Below are 20,342 nucleotides of genomic sequence, written 5' to 3' on the forward strand. Positions count from 1 at the left end.
TCGTTCGTAAATGGACTAATCGCGCATCCCCAGCGGCGAGATATCCTCGCCGCCGATCGCCGTCGCGTATGCGATCGCATGGGAACGGCAGTGCGAGATGCTGATCATGATCTCGAGAATACCGCGGCGCTGGCTCGACTCGAGCGCGCCTCCAGAGAGGTTAATGCGCGGCTTGCCTCCAAAGAGATTCTCAACTTCGACGTCTCGCCAGGCGATTCCTTTGATCCAGCCGGTGCCGATCGCTTTCAAGACCGCTTCTTTCGCGGCCCAACGTCCGGCATAGTGCTGCGTCGCCGCTTTGCGGCTGCTGCAATAGTCGATCTCGCGCGGCGTGTAGACGCGATTGATGAAAAGCTCTCCGTGACGTTCGATCATCTGGGCGATGCGTAGGCACTCGATGATGTCGGTACCGATTCCGACGATGTTCATAGGGGTTTCCTTTGGCGCCTTACGCTCGTTTTAATCCGCATGCTTCTTGGGCGCGACGCAGAACAGCGCCTGCTTGCTGGCGAGCGGCTGCGGCGCCATCTCCCAAGATCTCTCGCACTTTCTCAGGCTGCGCCGCCAGCTCTTCCCGTTTCGCACGGACTTCGCCAAAGTAATCGTCGGCCGCGTCGGCCAACGCCTTTTTGACCGTGCCGTAGCCAAAGCCCCCTTTTCGATACATTGCGGCCATCTCGTCTTTGGCTTCGGCGCTGGCGAACAGTTGGAAGAGTTGGAACAGATGATCGGTCGCCGGATCTTTCGGGTCTTCCATCGGCCTCGAGTCGGTCACGATCCGCATGATCTTCTTCCGCATCTGCTTCGCCGGCTCAAAGATCTCGATCGTGTTGTCGTAGCTTTTCGACATCTTCTCGCCATCGGTGCCGACCACCTTCGCTGAGGTATCGAGCATCTTCGCTTGCGGCAGCACAAAGACTTCGCCGTACTGATGATTGAAGCTTTGCGCCAGATCGCGTGTTACTTCAATATGCTGCACTTGATCGCTGCCGACCGGCACAACATTGGCGTCATACGCCAAAATATCGGCCGCCATCAACACGGGATAGGTGAACAGGCCAGCGCCGGCGCTGAGGCCGCGACTGACTTTGTCTTTGTAGGCGTGGCACCGCTCAAGCAAGCCCATCGACGTACCGGTCATCAGCACCCAGCAAAGCTCGGAGACTTCCGGCACATCGGACTGGACAAAGAGATTCGCCTGGTTCGGATCGAGCCCCAGCGCCAACAGATCGAGCGCGGCGTCGATCGTGTTTCGCCAGAGCTGCTCTTTGTCGCGAACGGTCGTCAGCGCGTGCAAATTGGCGATGAAATAGTATGACGCTTCTTCATTCTGCAGATCGATGTACTGCCGAATCGCGCCGAAATAATTGCCCCAGTGGAATCTTCCGGTGGGCTGAATGCCTGACAACACGCGCATAATTCACGTCGAGCAAGTTAGGTGGTGGATAGATCAGGAAAAACGTTACGCGACCGGCGAACCGAGAACGTTGAGCGCTGGTTGCGACTGAGTCTGTAGCGAACCGATGATCTCTTGGACCGACGCAGCGCCCAGTTCGGCCAGCGCCGCTGGCAACTGATCGAGCAATCTCATCGACACGGTCGGATCATTGAAGTTGGCCGTACCGATTTGCACCGCCGAAGCGCCGGCGACCAGAAACTCCATCACGTCATCAATCGTACCGATGCCGCCGATGCCGATCACCGGAATTTTCACGCGTTGAGCGATTTGATACACGCAACGCAGCGCCACCGGCTTGATCGCGGGACCGCTGAGTCCTCCCATCACGTTGCCCAACAGCGGCTTGCGACGGCGCCAATCGACGGCCATGCCAAGCAGTGTGTTGATCGCCGAAATACCGTCGGCGCCTCCCGCTTCGGCAGCGGCGGCGACATCCGCGATCCGCGCAACGTTGGGGGTCAACTTCGCCAAGAGCGGCTTGGTGCATTGAGCGCGAACCGAAGCGATCAAATCACGACACGTTTCGGGACAAATGCCGAAGTCGACCCCGCCGCTCACATTCGGGCACGAGATATTCAGCTCGATCGCGCCGACTTCGTCGTACTGCGACAGCCGCGCCGACATCTGCGTAAACTCTTCACTGGTGCGGCCGGCGATACTGACAATCGCCGGAGTAGGCAGCGATCCCAAGTAGGGAAGATGATGCTCGATGAATGCATCGATACCGTCGTTATCGAGCCCGATCGAATTCAACAGGCCCGCGGTGGTTTCAACGGTTCGCCAGGGAACATTGCCGGCGCGCGGCGCCTGGGTGATTGTCTTAGGGACAATGCCGCCGAGTCGGCCGACATCGACCATGCCGGCCATTTCGCGCGCGTAGCCAAAGGTGCCGGAAGCGACCAGAATCGGATTTGCCAGGCGCAAAGAACCAATTTCGACCGACAAGCTGGCAGACATGGGCAGAGACATCATAGACCGGGGGGATTGGGCTGAACGACAGGACGTTCATCGTATCCCCTGAGCGCCAAAGCGACAATGCGGCGCAGTAGCGCGCGTCTCCGCTGCTGGGAGAACGCGCTCACGCTGTGCTACGCTGGACCGCACTTCCGCGAGGGCGGCTTAGATAATGCCGCCGTGAACCCGATACGGCTTCAAGTGGCTCGGTTGGTCCAAAAACCAAATCCGTTCCCACTCGTCCAGCACGGTGCGCAGATCTTCCGACGTATATAGCAATTGGTTCGTACGACGAGCCGGATCGGCCGAGTAAATCGGGACGAAGCAACCGACATTCGCCATTAAGCTAAGCCCTAAGAGGGCGCCAATCATCAACTTGCGCATTGCATTCCTCCATGAAGCGGCGGCTACGTACGACTCCAATAAGTCGCACGATACCGACAAGCGTGATTCCATTTTGCGCAGCCCGAGACTCCATGCTCGGCAAACGCTTATACAGATAGATCTTAGATCGCGTCAACGACGCTTAGCTGGATAATGAGAGTCTCAGCCGGATCTAAAGATACGCGGCTGGCTCAATGATCGAAATCGCCAGGCGGGGGGGCGAATGTATTGGTAGGGGGTTCTGGCGTCTGGCTGGGTGGATTCGAGGGACCACCCATCATTTCCGACGAACCCGAGGCCATTGCTTCGGCCTCTTCACGGCGGCGTTCCGCTTCTTCCATTTGGCGAACGCGTTCTTCCATCTCCTTACCAGGCTTGAAGGTTACGACGAATTTCGACGGAACATAAACCTTCTCACCGGTGCGTGGATTACGCGCCTTGCGGGCCGCTCGTTTCTTGACTTCAAAGACGCCAAAATTCCGCAGCTCGATTCGACCGTCTTCAACCAAAGTATCGACGATCGCATTGAACGTCTTTTGAACGATTTCCTTGGTTTTCAGCTGGGTGAGTCCGATTTCTTCTGAAATCGTCTTCACTATCTCTTTCTTGGTCACGACGCGGCTCCTGATCGAGTTTTTTGGGTCAACCAAACGACCCCAACGTCGCTCCAAGTGTAGGTGTCATAAGCACTAGAGTCAAGATCAATCACGACTTAGGCGAATTCTCTCGCCCTCGTCGTCACGTCATGACGCGAATAATCCGTCACGAACACGACGTGGTGAAATCTTAGTAAGTTTCGATTGTCAAAGAGCTTACGAGCCAAGCGATGGCTCGGGGCTGACCTGTATCGCCGTAAGTCCTTACTGCAAAACAAGTAACACCGCCGGCACAGTCGCTACGTACTTCAATCGCAGAAACTGCTGGCAGCGCCCACTAGACGTTATCGGCGGCACAATCGTCAATCTTGAACTCTTCCGCTCGATTCGGCCAATTGCACCAACACGCAAGCTGCGTCATCTCTGGAACATGACGTTCGAACGGGACGTAACTCGTTATTTTTCGAGCGGCGAAGTGCTGAGCCTGGCGATGTTAGATCCGAATCTGGCTCTTACGCTCTTCGATTTCTTCCAATTGATAGAGGGGGCCCTTACCGCTCCCCGGGCACATCTCGCAGGTTTCCTTCCAATCCGCCTCGGTGCGAATATTGGAATCCCAAAACGGCCAGGTTCGGCATTGTCGGGGGCGAGCCGAATAGACGGTGCACCCGCGTGAATTGGTATCGAAGAAGACGCAAGCACCATCGCCATACTCTCGCAAGCTTTTTCGTAGGCCCACTTTCCGTACGTACGTCTCTTCAAATTGATCGACCGAAAGCTCCACCAAAACGGCAAGTTGAGCAATTTCTTCGTCGTTCACCCACACATAGCCAGGCGCGCCAGTGCAGCAATCACCGCACTGCGAGCATTCGAAACGCAATCCGTCGCGATACCAAGGTGACTTCGACATGGCTTCCTCTTTGAATCGGTCAGGGCGCTTCACTTTGGAAGCGAAGGTACAAACTCGTCTTCCGGGTCTAGTCAGCGCCGGTTGTTAGTGGACGAGTGAACTGAGAGCAGATAGCACTTTCTCAATCTCGGCCGCCGTCGTAAAGGCGCCTACGCTAAACCGAACGGCGCCGCCGCGGTCGGTGGTCCCCAATTGCTGGTGCATCAGCGGGGAACAATGGAGCCCAGCGCGGACCTGAATATGGTGAGCCGAGTCCAAGTAACTCGCTAACTCATGGGGATCAAACCCCGGCACGTTCAAGCTGACGACGCCGATGCGGTCCGCCGCCGAAAGCGGGCCAAAGACGTCAATGCTTGGGATTCCGGCCAAGCCTTCCAGCAACTGCGCTGTACGCTCTCGCATTTGACGCTCGACCGCCGTAACCGTCCGATCTCGCAGGTATTCGACCGCCGCTTGCAAGCCCAAAATCGCGGTGACGTTGGGGTTCCCGCTTTCGTATTTGTCGGGCAACGTATCTGGCTGCTGCGGATGCTGGCTAAGCGTGCCGGTTCCCCCTTGGCGAAAACTCTCGGTCTCGATCTCGGCGCCAGGCGCCAAGTAGAGGACGCCGACCCCCAAGGGGCCCAACAATCCTTTGTGTCCAGAGCAAGCGTAGAAGTCGACGCCTGACTCTTCGAGACGAATCGGCGTATGTCCGGCAGCTTGTGCGCCATCGACCAGCACGCGCACACCGCGGCGATGGGCCATCTCGGTGATCGCTTCGATCGGTTGCAGCGCTCCGGTCACATTCGATGCATGACTGATCACGATCAATCGCGACTTCTCGTTCAGCGCTTCCTCGATCGCTTGCGGCGAAACAATTCCTTGCGCGTCAGGCGCCGCATGACGGACTTCAATTCCCCGTCGCGATGCGAGATAAGCCAACGGGCGAAGCACCGAGTTATGTTCGATCGTCGACGTGACTACATGATCGCCCGGTCGCAAGAAACCATGCATCACGGTATTTAGCGAGTCGGTGCCGTTGAAGGTAAATACCACGCGTTCCGCTTCGCGTACGCCCAACAGATAAGCGAGTTGCCGGCGCGTTTCCGACACGGCGCGTTCGACAACCGCCGCTTCATGATATCCGCTACGTCCCGCCGGCGCGCCGATATGTTCTAAATGCCGTAGCATCGCGTCAACTACGCCTGGCGCTTTGGGCCAACTCGTAGCGGCATTGTCCAGATAAATTCGCGTTTGCCCCTCTACGTTCATGCTCCCTCACCCTCCGATTTGATACATCGCCCTTTGCGTATCCGCGAATCCTTGATCATCGCTTCCATGCCCTCGTCGCTTGGCGCTAGTGCAATCCTGAAATAATTTCGCGACAACTTCGTTGGTCGCGCCGCCCCGAAGTAGCGATCGAACGTCCCATTCTTCGGTCGAAAACAGGCAGTTTCGCAGTTGGCCTTCGGCCGTGATCCGCAAACGATTGCAGTCGCCGCAAAACGGCTCGGTCACCGAGTTAATAAACCCCACGCGGACCGGCGAGTCCGCATACTCGTAGTCAACCGCCGGCTGACTCAGATCGGCGCGGCGAACCGGCGAAAGCTCGGCCACGTCGCGAGAAATGATCTCGCGCACCTCGGCGCCGCTCAGCACTTGTGCTGCGCCCCAGTTCTTGTCGGCGTCCAGCGGCATAAACTCAATAAACCGCAGTTCTAAGTTATGTTCGCGAGAAAAGCGAGCCAGCGGAACGATCTCGCTTTCGGTCAGCCCCCGGATCGAGACCGCGTTCAGGCGAATTCCTACAAAACCAACCGCCTGAGCGGCGGCAATCCCTTGCAAGACGCGATCGACTCCCTGACGCCGCGTAATTCGCCGGAACATCTCTTCCGACAAGCCGTCTAAGCTGACATTGAGTCGCCGCAACCCGGCGTCATGCAGCGCAGCGGCCTGATCGGCCAACAGCACGCCGTTGGTGGTCAGCGCCAGATCCTCGACTCCAGGGATCGCCGCGAGACGTTGGACCAGCTCGTGCAATTGAGCGCGTACGAGCGGCTCACCGCCGGTCAGGCGAAACTTTTGCACGCCCAGCGAGACGGCAATTCGAGCGACACGTTCGATCTCTTCAAAGGTCAACAGTTCGGCACGCGGCTTGAACTGCACATTCTCAAGCGGCATGCAGTAAAAGCAACGGATGTTGCAGCGATCGGTCACGCTGATCCGCAAGCTGGTGTGAATGCGGTCAAACCGATCGACAAGCGGCGGCTGCGGCGTCATGACGCGTCTCCTGACGGCAAACCGGGATGGACCCACTCGGTTGATCCATCCCGCCAATTTTCTCGCTTCCAGATCGGCACTTCCGCTTTGAGCGTGTCGATCAACCATTTGGCCGCTAAGAAAGCGGCTTCGCGATGCGCCGAGGAGACCGCAACCACCACGCTCGCTTCACTGATTTCCAAATGCCCCAATCGATGTACGACTGCACATTTTTCAACCGGCCAGCGCTCTTTCGCAACTTGCTCCAGCTCTTCTAGCTTGGCCAGCGCCATTTCGGCATACGCCTCGTAGTCGAGCGATTCGGTTTGCCGACCTTGGGTCAGTTCGCGGGTGACTCCGCTAAACGTCACGATCGCGCCGGCCGTCGGCGTTGCGACCATATCGTAGAGCGACTGCAAATCAATGGTTTCGTGAGTGAGGCTCGCCACGGGTCTATTTCTTATTTTGATCGGCGGAAATTTCGAGGTCGTATTTTTGAGAACCGTTTGGACACTAGCCCGCCAGCGCCAGCGAGGAAAAGCGGCTCGCCACTTCAGTCTCTGTTAGCATCGCCAACCCCATTCCCTCGCTGGCGCTGGCGGGCTAGTGTGACGATTTTCGGCTTGCTTCCGGTCGTGCTTTTCCGTTCCTCAACGGTTGCCCTGGCCGGTATTTGATTCTTCCTCTTCCCCCCAAAAGCGCCGCTTCAAAAGGTGGAAGTTACTTGTATTAGCCGCCGCTCACCGGCGGAATGCAAGCAATCTCATCATCAGCCGCGACGCGAGTTATGGCCGTTGCGTACGTCTGATTCACCGCAAAATTCAAAAACCGGGCATACGGCTCCAACGACGGCCACTTGGCGATCATCGCAGCGCGAACTTCGGCGATATCGGCGTCGCCGGAAACTTCCAATTCGATTTTTTCGTCCCCGGCAATGTCACGCACCGCGGCGAACAATTTGACGCAAACTCTCACGAAATCGTCAATTCATGCGGCGCCCGGGCCACCAACTGGTCGAGCCCTGGCCCTAGTCCATACGAGGCGGCCAACAGTTTAAGGGGATGAACCGTCGACTTAGCGGTCCCCTGCTCCATTTGCATCTTACACGCGCTGCATTCCGACGATCCGATTTGGATTTGCGGATCACGCAATGAAGAAATCATATCCCAGCCGGCTCGCAAGCTGCTGCGAAAGTTCTTTTTCGACAGGCCAAACGCTCCCGCCATGCCGGAACACCCTTTTTCAATTAAGCGTAACTGCAAGCCAGGCACCAGCTTTAGCAAGCGTGCGCCAGCCGATTCTTCGTATAGCGCGCGAATGTGGCAAGGAGTATGATAGCCAACCGACACATGGAGCGGACGGAAATCAAGATTCAGCTCGCCGCTTTGATGCAGCCCCCAAATGTAGTGGCAAGCCTCGGTCGTACCGGAGGCGACCAGATCGGCCTCTTCGCTTCCTAACAGTTGGCGATATTCATGCTTGAGACACATCACCGCCGAAGGTTCGGTCGCGACGATTTCGTAGCCTTGTCGAACCGCTTCAGCGAGCAAGCGAAGATTTTGCTGGGCTAACTTCTTCGCCGGCGGCGTCGCTCCCAACGCGATCGCCGGCATGCCGGAGACGGTTTGCCCCAAGTGAACATAGACGGCGACGCCGTTGTGTTCGAGGATTGAGACCAACGCTTCGGCCAATTGCGGATCGAACAAGTTGGCGTACATATCGACAAAGAACAAAACCTTGCGCCCGCTCCGCCGCGTCGGACGGCTCAAGCGCCGGCGCTGCGCCAGTCGCAAAAAAGATCGGCGGGCGAACAGCGGCAACTTGCGACCTTGAGCGATGCCGAAAAACTTTTCCATCAACCAGCGTGCGCCCCGATTGCGGATCGCCCAATTGGCGAGCGGTCGGAAAAAGTGCCCCCACGCCGCCCAACGATCAATCCGCGCCAAGACCGAGTCGCTGAACGACAGCCCGTTCGTTTCGTAGTACTGCGCTTTAACTTCAGTAACGATCTTCGGAATATCAACCGTCGCCGGACATTCGATCCGGCATTGATGACAGTTAACGCATAAGTCGACGATTCGCCGAAACGGCTCGGTCGCCATCTCTTCGGGCGCGATATGGCCCGTCATCACGCCGCGCAGCAGATTTGCTTTGGCGCGTGGAGACGCTTCTTCTTTCGGCTCAAACCGAAAGATCGGGCACATCCGCGCATCCGCGCCGCTGGTGCGGCAGCGTGCGCAGCCGTTACACGCACGTACGGCGGCGCCCATTTCCTCGGTCGTCCAAGCCAAGGTCAGCTCTTCATCTCGAATCCCGCGTCTGACCGGCTGCGCATCGCCGGCTTCGCTTTGGGCGACTGCCGAAAGTGGGCGAATTAAGGTTTCTAACGGCCGCGTCGTCGTGACGATCTTCTTGCCGGGATTCAAGATTCCAACCGGGTCAAACAACCGCTTGATCTCTTGGAACACGGCGTAAAGCGGACCGAACTGGCGTTCGAGATAAGGAGTGCGGCTTAGTCCATCGCCGTTTTGTCCACTGATCGTACCGTGAATCGCCAGCGCTTCTTCGTACAAGTCCGACGCAACCCGCTCTAACCGCGCGACATCTTCCGGATCGGCCAGATTTAGCAGCGGGCGAATGTGCAACTGCCCTTGGCCAGCATGCGCGAACAGCGACGCGGTCACGTGATGTTTCTTCAGCACGTTTTGGGTGGTCGTTAAAAATTCCGGCAGCCGATTCGGCGGAATCGCGAGATCTTCCAAATAGGGAAGCGGCCGGGTCGTTCCCTTCAGCCGATAAAGAATCGGCGCGATGCGTCGCGCCAACTCCCAGTAAACGCCAACTTCTTCTGGCGAAGTGGTCACAATCGCATGAAACGCCCAACGACGACGGCGGCGAATTCGATCGACCGTCTGGTTCAAGCGATCCTGCACTTCGGTCGTGCTCTCGCCGGGTATCTCGACCAGCAGCATCGCTTCCGCTTCGGTTGGGATCAAATTGAAGTAGCGTCGATCGGTCTCGCGGGCAATCGCTAACACACGGCGATCCAACAGATCGCAAGCCGATGCGCCAAGCGCCGGAATCTCGATCGCCGCTTTCGCCGCCAGATCAAGCTTCTCAAAAAACAGCAGCACCAGGCCGCGATGCTTGATCTTGGGAGAGATGCGGAGCTTCGCCTCGGTGATCAGGCCGAGCGTTCCTTCCGATCCGACCAGCAACTTGGAGACGTCGAGGATTCCATTTTCCAGCACTCCGCCCAGTTGGTACCCGGCTCGATTGACGGCGGTCGCCGGAGCATGTTTTTCGATCAGCGCCTTATTGCGCTGCAAGATATCGACCAGGCCGGCGCAAATGCGGGCACGTTCAGAATCGCCTTGCAGCGCGGTCTCGATCGGTTCTTCGCCAAACTCAACCAGATCTCCATTGGCGAGAATGACCTGCAGGCTTTCGACATGATCGCGAGCCGAACCATGCAGCAACCAGTGACTGCCGCTCGCGTCGACCGAGATCACGCCGCCCATCGTCGCGATCGCACGATTTGCGGGATCCGGGCCAAAGATCTTTCCAGACTCGGCGAGTTGGCGATTGAGTTGCGCCAGGATCACGCCCGGTTGCACCCGAACCGTCTGATCTCCATATTCGACCACGCGCCGCAGCGCATGTGCGAAATCAATGACGATGCCGCTTCCTAGCGATTCGCCGGCCAGACCGCTGCCGGCGCCGCGAGCATGGACTGGGATCTGATTTTCGTTGGCGTAACGAACGCACGCGACAACCTCTTGCGCGCGGCGCGGTCGGACCACCGCCAGCGGCTTGATCTCAAAAATGCTGGCGTCGGTCGCGTACATCTGCAACGACAGGTCGTCGCAGAGGACTTCGCAGTCGATCACGCCGCGCAGATCAGCTCGGATTCGTTCCCGTTCCGGATCCATGAATCTCCAAAATACCGCTTAGGCGCTGGGAGGTTGTTTTCCCAGGCGAGCCGCTTGTTGACGGTGACGTTCGTGCGTTTCTAAATCGAACGGATGATGAGAGTCGATGCCCGGAACGTTCCGATATTCAGCGCCGCAGCGATAACATTTTAACTGATTGCCGACGACCAATAACAACAGCATGTCCAACAGGGCCGAACCAAACAAAATGACAAATGTCAGGATCACTTGATGGTAATACCAAGTCACGCAGCTCAGTCCGATGCCGACGGCGACAATCAAAACGCCGAGCCATTGCGGAAAGTCTTTCCGCACGTATAACTCGCGGCTAGGGCAGACCATGCAGCGCGATAAGCGCTCGTCTTGGATCGCATCGTTCGGTACGCGCGTTTCCGCCTGGCAATGCGGACAGGTCAACTGTTCGCAGTTTTCTTCAACGGCGACGCGCCCAGGGGCTTCGCACTTTGGACAGATGTAATCAATCTTCATCGCAGCCAGATCCCCTTCAGCTGGGGCGATTTCGACGTAAACTCTCTATATCATAAGGGATAGGGCAAGCCCCGTGATAGTAGCTGCGACGAGAGTTCCCCCAAGAAGACGCAGATCACGGCTACGTAAAGTATGCCGGTTGCGCTTTGCGTATTCGGGATTTTCAGCGTTTGCCACGTCATGGCCGCCAAAACCCAAACGGCGACAAACCCCCACAGCCAGCGCAGAGCGAGAAAAGTTCCCCCCAAAGCGTCCAGTTGCGGCCACTGCCGCACGTCTCCCCACGCGCACAACAGACACCGCAACAGCGCGGCGACCACCGCCAATAAGACCAGCCGATTGAGCGGAGCCAGTTTCATGCCGGGATTGTTCAGGTACCAATGCCCCAGCAGCATCGCCAACGTGACGCTTCCCAGCAGCAAGCCGCCGGTCACAAAATCAACCGCGCCGGCCACTTGGTCTGCGCCGGTCACCGCCATGCTTCCGGCGACCCCGCAGAGTATGGTGAAAATCGCGATTCCGATCTTGCCGGCCAACGCATATTCGTAAAGCCACAAAACCGCCGCGACATAGCTGGCCACGGCCGCCGATATCGCAGCGCCGTAGAAGTAGAAGCTCGAGACCGCTTCGATCGGGCCGATCGTGGTTCCTGCTGCGGCGGCTCCGGCGGTCAATCCAAGTCCAATCCAGAGGTGAACCCGATAGAATCCGGCGTCAACTTGTCGACTGGAGGTCACCAACATGGCGACTCCCAAACCAAATGCAAGCCGCAAGAGAAATTGAATGAGTACGTCCACGTCGAACCCCTGGCGTCAATCGAGCGTTCGCATCGTAAGCGGCCGCTACGGCAGCGTCAATTGGCGCTTGCTGGCAAGGGAAACGGTGGACGCCCTATCGAATGCGGATCGATGTCCGTGTCCGATAGCCAACGGATCAGTTGCTCGCCTCGACGAATCGGGTTGGTTTCGGCCAGCAATTGTTGTTTCAGACGCAGCGGCCACGGCAAAGCATAGGCGGTGGCGTCGGTCATGACTTCGAGAGAAGGAGAAGTTCCGAGCGAAGGTTGCTCGAACATTTGCGAAAATTCCGTCTTAGCGAGCGCCCTCTTCAGTCGAGTTGCGACTTCGCTTGACTCGTTGGTTCCACCAGCGGCGGAGCCGAGCAAATCTTGAACCTGCGCTGTGCGATAAGACGACACGGACGGAATCTCATACAAAATCCGCGCACGCTGCATGCCGCGCATCAGAATGTTCGACGTTCCGTCGTCGTGCGTTTCACAGGCGACAATCTCGCCGACGCATACGACCTCATGCAACGCGGGACTCTGATCGTATTGTGGTTGCCAGCCGCGTCGCAACAGGGCCATCGCAATCTGGCCGTCATCTTCCTTCGCTTGCTCCAGCAATTCTCGATATCGCGGCTCAAAGATAAAGAGCGGCTGCAACACGCCTGGAAAAAGGACCAGATTGGGCAAAGGAAAGAGTCGAATTGGATACGAAGTCAACGAAGCCATAACCCAGAGCCAAAAAAACAACGAAGTGACGAACAAACCCTAGTTTAGTCGGGATTTTCGGAGTTGGGCTCGTCGATTGCGGCGGAATGGCGTAAATCAGGAATCTTCTCGACGTCGATCACCCCAACAGGGTAGGTCTCGGTGCTCGCGACGATCTCGCGGCAACAGTTCTCCATCTCTGTAAACAGCAGTTCCAAATCGAGCCCCAAATATTCGGGACGGTATTTACCCAGATAGTTGCGGCTGGAATGGAATAGCTTGACCGCGCCGCGCGTATTCTCGTTGACAAAATGGTGCAAGCAAACCGCGGTCTGAATCAACCCTTGATAGAACTCGCGAACTTCACCGGACGAATCGGCCCACAATTCTTCCCAGACATCGTGCGCCTCGAAATATTCGCAATCGTTGAACAGGCGAATCCCTTCGAGATAGCGTGGATCGTACTCGACCGAATCGTTCACGGGATTGGCTTTCTAGAGATCAGGGGGACGACGGCGTCCCGTTCTCAACCGAAACGTTGGCTCGTTGCGCGGACAAGTAAGTCGCCAGATCGTAAAATTCGCTCTCTTGCAGCGCATCGGCGACGTTGTCCGGCATCAGCGATAAGCGACTGGAGCGTCTCTCCTCGATCTCGTCAACGGCGATGATTCGCTCTTTACCAAGCGAATCGACCACCGCCAACTTCTCGGCGTTCTCGCTGCGGACCAGTCCGGTGAGGACTTCGCCGCTGACCAGTCGCAAGATCGACGTGCGAAACGCCTGATCCACATTTTGGTTGGGCAACAGAACATCTTCCAGCACGCGTTCTACTCCGCGATTGCCAATTCCGTCAAGTTGCGGCCCCACGAGCGCCCCCTCTCCCGAAATTTGATGACATGCGGCGCAATGCTTTTTAAACATCGCCGCCCCCTTCGCGAGATCGCCGGTCGACTGCTGCAGGCCGGCGATTCGCTGGGTCAGCAGTTCTTGACGCGCGGTATCGGCGGCCAGTGAACTGACATCCACTTTTTCGACCAGCATCTGCAACGTGTCGTCGGCATGCAGTCGTAATTTTTCACGCAGCGACACGTCGGCCAACAGCGCCGCCGGCAGCTTGCCTTCATCGACCAGTTGCAGCAGCAATTTGGCGCCGATCACAGTCGATCCCAACTCGTCCGCCAGCTTCCGGCTGCTGGAAAAATCAAAATAGGTCGCCGCCTGACGATAGACCTCCAGGGCGTCAGCTGCTTCCGGATTGCAGATAGTGTCGACCAGCCGAACGTCGATCGCAGCAGGCCAAATGCCGGCGCCTACACGTGCGGCCAAAGGGCGATAGATCACCGCCGCGCCGCGGCTAGTCAATTGAATCGCCAACGGACGTTGCAATTGCGGTTCTTCCGTCTTCAGGATCAAGCGTCGAATCACTGCTTGATCGGCCTTGTCTCGCAGTGAAGCGGCGAGTTCCGCAAAGGCGGTCAGCACTACAAATCGTTCCGCAGGCGAAGTCTCCGGCAGTTGCATCTCCTGCGAATCAAGATCGCCCAGCGCGATCCAGGCATACGAACCGCCACGATCTTGATCGACCACTTCCAAATATCCCAGCTGACCGGCGTACGGTTTCAAATCCCACGCGACGCGGGTCGCGATGTCGGTTCGCGGCGCGTCTACTTTCGCGACGACTTCGCCGGTCGCCAGGCGAAGTTGGACAAAATTTTCTCCCTGCGCTGGTTCGCGAGGAAAACGATTGTGACCGGCGACGCGAAACGAGAACGTCTCTGGCAATTCAAACTGCGGCCCGCGTAAACGCCCACTTTTCTGCTCGCCGCCGGGGAGACTCGAAAGCATCCGATGCGGTTTGCCTGCTTCGTCTATGCGCGTCTCGAAATTCCAAGGAGGCGCCGTCGCTTCTTGATCAGGCGGCGACGCAAAGCTCCAAGCCGACGAATTTTCGTCGATCTCTTCTTCCAGTCGCTCGAGCAATTGATTCACGGTTTGGACCAATCGGGCAGGGATCTCGCCGCGGGCGGCTGCGCCTTGCGTGATCGGCAACAAGACCCGCAACTGGGTCGCCAGATCTGGCGGCAAATCGGCAGTCACGACATCGATCAAAGTAGTGATCGCCGCCGGCGACGCATATTGGCTCGCGTTTTCCAGCGCCTGGCTGGAAAAATCGCGCTGCAGTCGAATGGTCGGCCAGTGCGTCAATAAGAAGTCGGCGCCTTGTGGAGAGCGTGACGCGATCGCGATTTCAGAGAGGAGCAATATTTCAATTTTCACCCATTCAACGCTGGACAGCGACGCCATGACCTCTGCATCGCGAAAGTGCTCTCGCAGTGCAATCCGCGCCGTCATCGCTAGATGACTGTCATCCTTTCGTATCCCCTTCCACAGGCTTAGCAGTGGCCTGACATTTTCGAGATGAGGGTGTCGTCCCAGCGCATCGGCCGCCGCACGAGCGACGAACGCATCTTGATCTTGCAAACTGGCGATCGCCAATTGGCGATGCGCGTCAGTCCAAACGGCGAGACCAACTTCGCCGAGAATGCGCATCGCATGGACGCGCACGAGTGGATCCTGATCCTCGGCGAGTCTCTGCAGTTCGGCAAGTTCCAGCAGCCCCAGTCTCGCCAAACACCACGCAGCATGGGCGCGAGTGACGGAATCGTCGGACTGGATCGCGTCACGCAGCGGGTCTTGGGCCTCGGCGCCAATTCGATCCACCAATTGATGCGTCGCCAACAGACGCGTCGTTAGATTGGGATCGGCCAAGCTGTCGATCAGCGCCGAAACATCGGCAGCGGCTAAATTGGGCGTCTTTTGGTGAGCGCGGTCGGCGCCCTCTCCTTCGTACGTGATTCGCCAAATGCGACCACGATGTCGATCGCGACCAGGATGTTCGAGCGGGACTTCGTAATGACCGATGATTTTGTTGTAAAAGTCGGCGACATACAAAGCGCCATCCGGTCCTAGCTGCACATCGACTGGCCGAAACCAAGGATCGGTCGATTGCACAAAGTCATCGCACGCGATCGCCTGAATGGTTGAGCCGTGATACTCCAACCGATTCCGATTGATCCGGCTGGTCATTACATTGCCGGAGAAAAAATTGCCGCGATACTCGGCCGGAAATCGATTGTCGTCATAGCGAACCACGCCGGCGATCGCGGTAGAGCCGTGCAAGTGCTCCATCATCGGCGGCACAAACCCCAGACCATCGTCGGGTCGACCGAAGCTGGGATAAAATCCCCCGCGCAACAGTTGATAGATCGGCTTGCTGTGGCAATCGGCCGTGAACAGATTCCCCCATGGATCCAGCGCCATGCCAAACGGATTGACCTGACCATGGGTAAAATGCTCGACCCGCTGACCATCGAGCCGCATTCGGTAGGTATTGCCGGAAGTCATCTCTACCCGATGACCATCAGCGCCGGCCACGCTAGTCACGTTGCTAAAACCATGACACGCATAGAGCCAGCCATCAAATCCACGGCGAAACGAATTGTTCATGCCATGAGTGTCGCGATCATAACCCATAGGGCCATACAACACGGTTCGCTCATCAGCGACGTCATCACCATCAACATCGCGTAACAGATAAATATTGGGGATGCTATAGACAACGCAACCGCCGGCAAAGGGATAGAGCCCGATCGGGATGTTCAGACCATCCGCAAAAACAATCGTCTTGTCAGCGCGACCATCTCCGTCGGTATCTTCCAAGATCTTGATCGCATCGCGTCCCGGCTGGCCAACCGGGACGGGATAGGGGTATTCCAGCGTTTCGGTCACCCAGAGTCGCCCCCGAGCGTCAAACGCCATATTCAGCGGCTTAGCGATCTGGGGCTCGGCGGCGAACAGATCCATGCGAAATCCGCTGGGGAGCGTAAACGAGGCTTGCTCGGCGGCAGGCGTCAGCGGGTCGGTCGGGCGAACGTTGCTTTGAAAAGGATCTTCCGCCCAGCAATAGGCGGAAAGCAAGAGCAACCACGCTCCCAAGGAAAGAGCAGGAGTTTTCAGCATTATTTGAGGGCCAGGAATGCCCGCGCGTCATCGTTGTTGCCTGACGCGCGGTCGGCGGTGGGAACTGGAACTAGCTCATCGCTCCCCGGATCGCGGCTCCAACCACTGAAATCAAAACAAAGGCGCCGATGCGAAGCGACCAGCAAAAGTAACAAGCGCTGGGCTTTTCGACGGTATCAAACTGCGTGTGGCAAGTTTGGCATTCCCACACCATATCACCACCCAGCGGACTGCCGCTCATCGACGGTTTTCTGCCTGACGGACTGGTGGGCCAGCGGCTTGGTTTCGACGGCGGTCGCACTTTCGGCGCCGGGGGAGTCACTTTCGGCGGAGCAGGCGAGCTCTTGGACGATCCATGCGACGGCGATTGATTCGCCCAAGGATCATAAGCCGGCGTATTGGAGGCAAGTTTTTCTGGTTCTCGCGCCGCAGGCTGAGCGGCGGGAATACTCGACTTCGCAAACTTCTCTTCAAATTCGCGAGCCAAACGGTCTCGTTCCGCCTCGAAATTGTTTTTGGGCTCCGTGCTCGACGGTGGAGGGAAAGAGCTCATCCCACTGGGCCCCATGCCCAGTCCGCTTGGTCGTCCCCGATCGCCGGGACCGGTATTCGATTCACTGGGCGTATTGTCGCTGGGAAATAGAGAGTTAGCGATCGCACCGTTGTTATCGATATTGTTGTTCTGGATACGGATCAAGATCGGGGGAAGCAGATCTCCTTCGCCGAGGATTTCCATCTGATCGTGGAGAAACCTCTGATCCATGTCGCTTAGTTTGTAGAAGTCGACGCTTTGCGCTTTGTTTCCTTGCAGCAGAATCACGTTCCCCTCAAAGATCCGCACAAACTTCGCCTTGATCCGATTTCCTTGGTTATCGGTCCAATAGCGAGTGCGTGCTAGTTCGCGACGTGCTTCCGCTTCTGAAGCATCCTTCTCTCCCGGCAGCAACTCTTTCTGCTTGTCCTGCATCCCTTCGCCATCGGAGGGCGAAGCGGCGGAGGCAAAAGGGTTCGACTGGAAAGTGTCGGGAGTGATTGGTTTTGCGGTGAAGGGATTGCCCTCCGTTTTTGTGGTTTTGTCGCGCAAGTCCTTGATACGGCGTTGGTCATCGTCGCTAAATTTTGAGAACGCGACCTTGATCGTTTTGCCGTTGTCATTGCGGCGCAAAGTGACCTCGCCCGACGCGTCATAACTGACGAACTCGGCGTCGACGGATCGTCCTTCAGAATCTACCCAAATACGTGCGTGAGCCCGGCTAGAAACACTCAACAGAATCAATGTCGCCAGACAAAATGCTAACTTGATACGGCCTGACATTGGAGGCTTGCCCCTGCAATATTTGATGAAAAGGAATGGATTGCCTCTCCTCCCTCTCCAGCGGTAGAGAAATTCTAATCCTTTCATCGACGAGCCGTCAAGAATAATCAATTTCGAGTTGCCAATTCCTCCCAAGAATTCTCTGTTGGGGTCATCCGAGAATTAGCGTCGAGATTTCACGCGTTATGCAAGCGACGATTTGTTTTTCGGGGCATAATAGAAGCTTCTCTGCACCTTTTTGATTTGCCTGCGAACCTTCTCTTTGAATGTGCCTATGGACGTCGCGACGCTCGCTAAAAAAATCATCGCCAATTCGGAACGAGTCATCATGGGAAAGCGACAACAGATCGTCTTCTCGCTGGTCGCCTGGTTCGCCGAAGGGCATGTTCTGATGGAAGACGTGCCTGGCGTCGCCAAAACGATGCTTGCCCGAACCTTGGCCAAAAGCGTCGGTTGCAGTTTAAAGCGGGTTCAATGCACGCCTGACTTGCTGCCGACCGATGTAACCGGCGCTTCGATCTTCAATCAGAAGACGAACGAGTTTCAGTTTCGCCCTGGTCCGATCTTCGCCAACATCGTGCTGGCCGACGAAATCAATCGGACGACTCCGCGCACTCAGGCCGCTTTGCTGGAAGCGATGGCCGAGTCGCGCGTCACGGTCGACGGAACCACCCATACGCTCGCGCCTCCTTTTCTGGTGATCGCGACGCAAAATCCGATCGATCATGAAGGGACGTTTCCACTGCCCGAGGCGCAGCTCGATCGTTTTCTGATGAAGTTCAGCCTTGGTTATCCCAACATGGATGACGAACTGAAAATGTTGGGAGCGCTGGAGAGCGGCAATCCGTTAGACGCAATTGGCCCGGTCGTTTCGGCCGAAGAGTTGGTCGCTTGTCAAAAAGCGGTTCGCACGATTCATATTGACGAGAAAGTTCGTCGCTACATTTTGGAAATCGTCCATCAATCGCGCAAGCATGAGCATCTGGCGCTTGGCGGCAGCCCGCGTGCTTCGATAGCGTTGTTCCGCGCCTCGCAAGCGCTGGCGGCGATCTTGGGGCGCAAATTTGTTTCGCCAGACGATGTGAAACGAATTCTGGCGCCGGTGATGACGCATCGCATGATCTTGCGTCCCGAAAGCCGGTTGCGAAAAGTCTCTGCCGCCGACGTATTGGAAGAAATTGTCAGCGCCGTGCCGGCCCCGGTCTTGGATGTGGAGGCCCGAGTTTAGTGCGCTGGTTTGTCGGCGCCATCACGATTCTCGTCATCTCCTCCCTGTTTGGGTTGAGTTTGCTCGTCTATTCGATGTACGCGCTGCTGGCGATCATGGTCGCCAGTCGCATGTTGACGCGCTACTGGGCTCAACATTTGTCGGTCAGACGCACGATCAACCGACTGGAAGTCGACGAAGGCGAATCGATCGCGGTCCAAGTGACGGTCACCAATTCGGGCACATTGCCGATTCCGTGGCTGTTGATCGAAGACGTTTTGCCGCGCCGCGCGACGATGCATCGCCCCCCTGCCCTGGAAACCAACGGCGATCGAATCACGCTCGCGTCGCTTGCGCCGCGCAAATCAAAGTCGTTCTACTATCAACTGCGCTGCAATCGCCGCGGCTATTTTCCGATTGGTCCCGCGATGCTGGAGACCGGCGATTTGTTCGGGCTCTATCGCCTATTTCGCGTCTTGGCGCCGCCCGATTATCTGCTGGTCTTGCCGAAGGTCATTCCGCTCGACGGGTTTGATATCGCGTCACGACGACCGATGGGCGAAATCAAAATGTCGCATCGACTCTTTGAAGACCCGACCCGCATCGCCGGCGTTCGCGCCTACCAAGCCGGCGATCCGATCAACCGCGTCAACTGGGCTGCGACTGCACGGACCGGCGTCTTGCACAGCAAAGTCTACGAACCTTCAAGCATCGCCGGCGCAACGATCTTGTTCGATTTTCATCAGGAGAGCTTCGACGCTAAGCATGAGCCGATTCGCTCTGAAATGGCGATCACGTTGGCGGTTGCGATCGCCGGCGCCGTTCAAGAGACGGGACAGCAAATCGGCCTGGTCACCAACGCTCGAGACGCCGCCGAGCGGTTGAAACGCGAAACGAACCAAGCGAAAGAAGTCAAAAGTCGCGCCGACGCCCGCAGCGCCGCGGTCGCCGAGCAAGGCAATGACCACCTAAAACCGCAGGTCGTCTCAACGCGACGCGGCGGCGAACAACTGACGCTGATCCGCAAGTTGCTGGCCCGCGCCGAACGCACCGACGGTCTGACCCTGCCGGAACTGATCGCCGAGTCGGTCAGCCGTATTCCGCGCGATGCGACCGTGATCGCTATTTTGACCGAAACGACCGACGAGACGGCGCTGGCCCTTGGCAATCTGCGCCGCGCTGGATTTACCGTCACCGCGATTGTGAACATCTTTGACGAGTACGAATTTGCCCAAGCCGCCGGCAAGCTGCTCTCGGAGGGGATTCGTTGTCGCCAGTTGTATAATTTAGAAAATATCAGTTCCATTTGCCAAGAACAGGCGTTCTCGTGGTTCTAACACGAC

19 protein-coding genes are annotated in these 20,342 nt (G+C 57.3%); 2 read left to right on the forward strand and 17 right to left on the reverse strand.

What is annotated here, in order from left to right; genetic code table 11:
• Positions 1-15: 15 nt before the first annotated feature.
• The 17 genes from acpS to M4951_RS15725 all read right to left on the reverse strand — a co-directional run bounded on the left by acpS (position 16) and on the right by M4951_RS15725 (position 17,792).
• Positions 16-429 (reverse strand): holo-ACP synthase, encoded by a 414-nt coding sequence (acpS, locus tag M4951_RS15645; RefSeq protein ID WP_262022591.1) that lies wholly within the window; start codon positions 427-429, stop codon positions 16-18.
• 19 nt (positions 430-448) lie between these two features.
• Positions 449-1,417 (reverse strand): tryptophan--tRNA ligase, encoded by a 969-nt coding sequence (trpS, locus tag M4951_RS15650; RefSeq protein WP_262022592.1) that lies wholly within the window; start codon positions 1,415-1,417, stop codon positions 449-451.
• A 45-nt stretch (positions 1,418-1,462) separates the two neighbouring features.
• A complete protein-coding gene (locus M4951_RS15655; RefSeq protein WP_262022593.1) occupies positions 1,463-2,416 on the reverse strand; it encodes a dihydroorotate dehydrogenase in 954 nt (317 codons plus the stop codon).
• A 162-nt stretch (positions 2,417-2,578) separates the two neighbouring features.
• Complete coding sequence (locus M4951_RS15660) at positions 2,579-2,797, reverse strand: hypothetical protein (protein WP_002653942.1); 219 nt, start codon at positions 2,795-2,797, stop codon at positions 2,579-2,581.
• A 191-nt stretch (positions 2,798-2,988) separates the two neighbouring features.
• Positions 2,989-3,411, reverse strand: coding sequence for an HU family DNA-binding protein (locus M4951_RS15665; RefSeq protein WP_081444930.1), 423 nt, complete (start codon positions 3,409-3,411; stop codon positions 2,989-2,991).
• Between the two features lie 475 nt (positions 3,412-3,886).
• Positions 3,887-4,303 carry a YkgJ family cysteine cluster protein gene (locus tag M4951_RS15670; RefSeq protein WP_262022594.1) on the reverse strand — a complete coding sequence of 139 codons (417 nt, stop codon included), beginning with the start codon at positions 4,301-4,303 and terminating at the stop codon, positions 3,887-3,889.
• Positions 4,304-4,387: 84 nt separating this feature from the next.
• Positions 4,388-5,557 carry a cysteine desulfurase gene (locus M4951_RS15675; RefSeq protein WP_262022595.1) on the reverse strand — a complete coding sequence of 390 codons (1,170 nt, stop codon included), beginning with the start codon at positions 5,555-5,557 and terminating at the stop codon, positions 4,388-4,390.
• A 6-nt stretch (positions 5,558-5,563) separates the two neighbouring features.
• Complete coding sequence (gene moaA / locus M4951_RS15680) at positions 5,564-6,565, reverse strand: GTP 3',8-cyclase MoaA (protein ID WP_262022596.1); 1,002 nt, start codon at positions 6,563-6,565, stop codon at positions 5,564-5,566.
• Entirely contained in the window at positions 6,562-6,993 is a 432-nt protein-coding gene (locus M4951_RS15685) for a molybdenum cofactor biosynthesis protein MoaE (protein ID WP_262022597.1), read from the reverse strand. The genes moaA and M4951_RS15685 overlap by 4 nt, the downstream gene beginning before the upstream one ends.
• A 280-nt stretch (positions 6,994-7,273) precedes the next feature.
• Positions 7,274-7,519 (reverse strand): MoaD/ThiS family protein, encoded by a 246-nt coding sequence (locus M4951_RS15690; RefSeq protein WP_262022598.1) that lies wholly within the window; start codon positions 7,517-7,519, stop codon positions 7,274-7,276.
• On the reverse strand, positions 7,516-10,476 hold the full coding sequence (locus tag M4951_RS15695; RefSeq protein ID WP_262022599.1) for an FAD-binding and (Fe-S)-binding domain-containing protein: 2,961 nt from the start codon (positions 10,474-10,476) through the stop codon (positions 7,516-7,518). Before M4951_RS15695 ends, M4951_RS15690 begins: the two co-directional genes overlap by 4 nt.
• A gap of 18 nt (positions 10,477-10,494) precedes the next feature.
• Entirely contained in the window at positions 10,495-10,965 is a 471-nt protein-coding gene (locus M4951_RS15700) for a hypothetical protein (RefSeq protein ID WP_262022600.1), read from the reverse strand.
• Positions 10,966-11,015: 50 nt separating this feature from the next.
• Positions 11,016-11,762 carry a hypothetical protein gene (locus M4951_RS15705; protein ID WP_262022601.1) on the reverse strand — a complete coding sequence of 249 codons (747 nt, stop codon included), beginning with the start codon at positions 11,760-11,762 and terminating at the stop codon, positions 11,016-11,018.
• Positions 11,763-11,818: 56 nt separating this feature from the next.
• Positions 11,819-12,478, reverse strand: coding sequence for an LON peptidase substrate-binding domain-containing protein (locus M4951_RS15710; RefSeq protein ID WP_262022602.1), 660 nt, complete (start codon positions 12,476-12,478; stop codon positions 11,819-11,821).
• A 44-nt stretch (positions 12,479-12,522) separates the two neighbouring features.
• A complete protein-coding gene (locus M4951_RS15715; RefSeq protein WP_262022603.1) occupies positions 12,523-12,939 on the reverse strand; it encodes a DUF309 domain-containing protein in 417 nt (138 codons plus the stop codon).
• Between the two features lie 19 nt (positions 12,940-12,958).
• Positions 12,959-16,477, reverse strand: coding sequence for a PVC-type heme-binding CxxCH protein (locus M4951_RS15720; protein ID WP_262022604.1), 3,519 nt, complete (start codon positions 16,475-16,477; stop codon positions 12,959-12,961).
• A gap of 70 nt (positions 16,478-16,547) precedes the next feature.
• Positions 16,548-17,792 (reverse strand): SHD1 domain-containing protein, encoded by a 1,245-nt coding sequence (locus tag M4951_RS15725; RefSeq protein ID WP_262022605.1) that lies wholly within the window; start codon positions 17,790-17,792, stop codon positions 16,548-16,550.
• Between the two features lie 274 nt (positions 17,793-18,066).
• On the opposite strand from M4951_RS15725, the gene M4951_RS15730 reads away from it, so the two are divergent.
• Both M4951_RS15730 and M4951_RS15735 read left to right on the forward strand, forming a co-directional pair.
• Positions 18,067-19,020, forward strand: a complete 954-nt coding sequence (locus tag M4951_RS15730) for an AAA family ATPase (protein ID WP_262022606.1) — start codon at positions 18,067-18,069, stop codon at positions 19,018-19,020.
• A complete protein-coding gene (locus tag M4951_RS15735) occupies positions 19,020-20,336 on the forward strand; it encodes a DUF58 domain-containing protein (protein ID WP_262022607.1) in 1,317 nt (438 codons plus the stop codon). Before M4951_RS15730 ends, M4951_RS15735 begins: the two co-directional genes overlap by 1 nt.
• Positions 20,337-20,342: the final 6 nt, after the last annotated feature.

It is taken from the genome of Blastopirellula sp. J2-11, from assembly GCF_024584705.1.
Lineage (GTDB): Bacteria > Planctomycetota > Planctomycetia > Pirellulales > Pirellulaceae > Blastopirellula.

What these genes read in the sequence shown, in the direction of transcription:
- acpS (WP_262022591.1), bottom strand. Translation starts at nt 429, where the DNA reads ATGAACATCGTCGGAATCGGTACCGACATCATCGAGTGCCTACGCATC.
- trpS (WP_262022592.1), bottom strand. Translation starts at nt 1,417, where the DNA reads ATGCGCGTGTTGTCAGGCATTCAGCCCACCGGAAGATTCCACTGGGGC.
- M4951_RS15655 (WP_262022593.1), bottom strand. Translation starts at nt 2,416, where the DNA reads ATGTCTGCCAGCTTGTCGGTCGAAATTGGTTCTTTGCGCCTGGCAAAT.
- M4951_RS15660 (WP_002653942.1), bottom strand. Translation starts at nt 2,797, where the DNA reads ATGCGCAAGTTGATGATTGGCGCCCTCTTAGGGCTTAGCTTAATGGCG.
- M4951_RS15670 (WP_262022594.1), bottom strand. Translation starts at nt 4,303, where the DNA reads ATGTCGAAGTCACCTTGGTATCGCGACGGATTGCGTTTCGAATGCTCG.
- M4951_RS15675 (WP_262022595.1), bottom strand. Translation starts at nt 5,557, where the DNA reads ATGAACGTAGAGGGGCAAACGCGAATTTATCTGGACAATGCCGCTACG.
- moaA (WP_262022596.1), bottom strand. Translation starts at nt 6,565, where the DNA reads ATGACGCCGCAGCCGCCGCTTGTCGATCGGTTTGACCGCATTCACACC.
- M4951_RS15695 (WP_262022599.1), bottom strand. Translation starts at nt 10,476, where the DNA reads ATGGATCCGGAACGGGAACGAATCCGAGCTGATCTGCGCGGCGTGATC.
- M4951_RS15700 (WP_262022600.1), bottom strand. Translation starts at nt 10,965, where the DNA reads ATGAAGATTGATTACATCTGTCCAAAGTGCGAAGCCCCTGGGCGCGTC.
- M4951_RS15710 (WP_262022602.1), bottom strand. Translation starts at nt 12,478, where the DNA reads ATGGCTTCGTTGACTTCGTATCCAATTCGACTCTTTCCTTTGCCCAAT.
- M4951_RS15720 (WP_262022604.1), bottom strand. Translation starts at nt 16,477, where the DNA reads ATGCTGAAAACTCCTGCTCTTTCCTTGGGAGCGTGGTTGCTCTTGCTT.
- M4951_RS15725 (WP_262022605.1), bottom strand. Translation starts at nt 17,792, where the DNA reads ATGTCAGGCCGTATCAAGTTAGCATTTTGTCTGGCGACATTGATTCTG.
- M4951_RS15730 (WP_262022606.1), top strand. Translation starts at nt 18,067, where the DNA reads ATGGACGTCGCGACGCTCGCTAAAAAAATCATCGCCAATTCGGAACGA.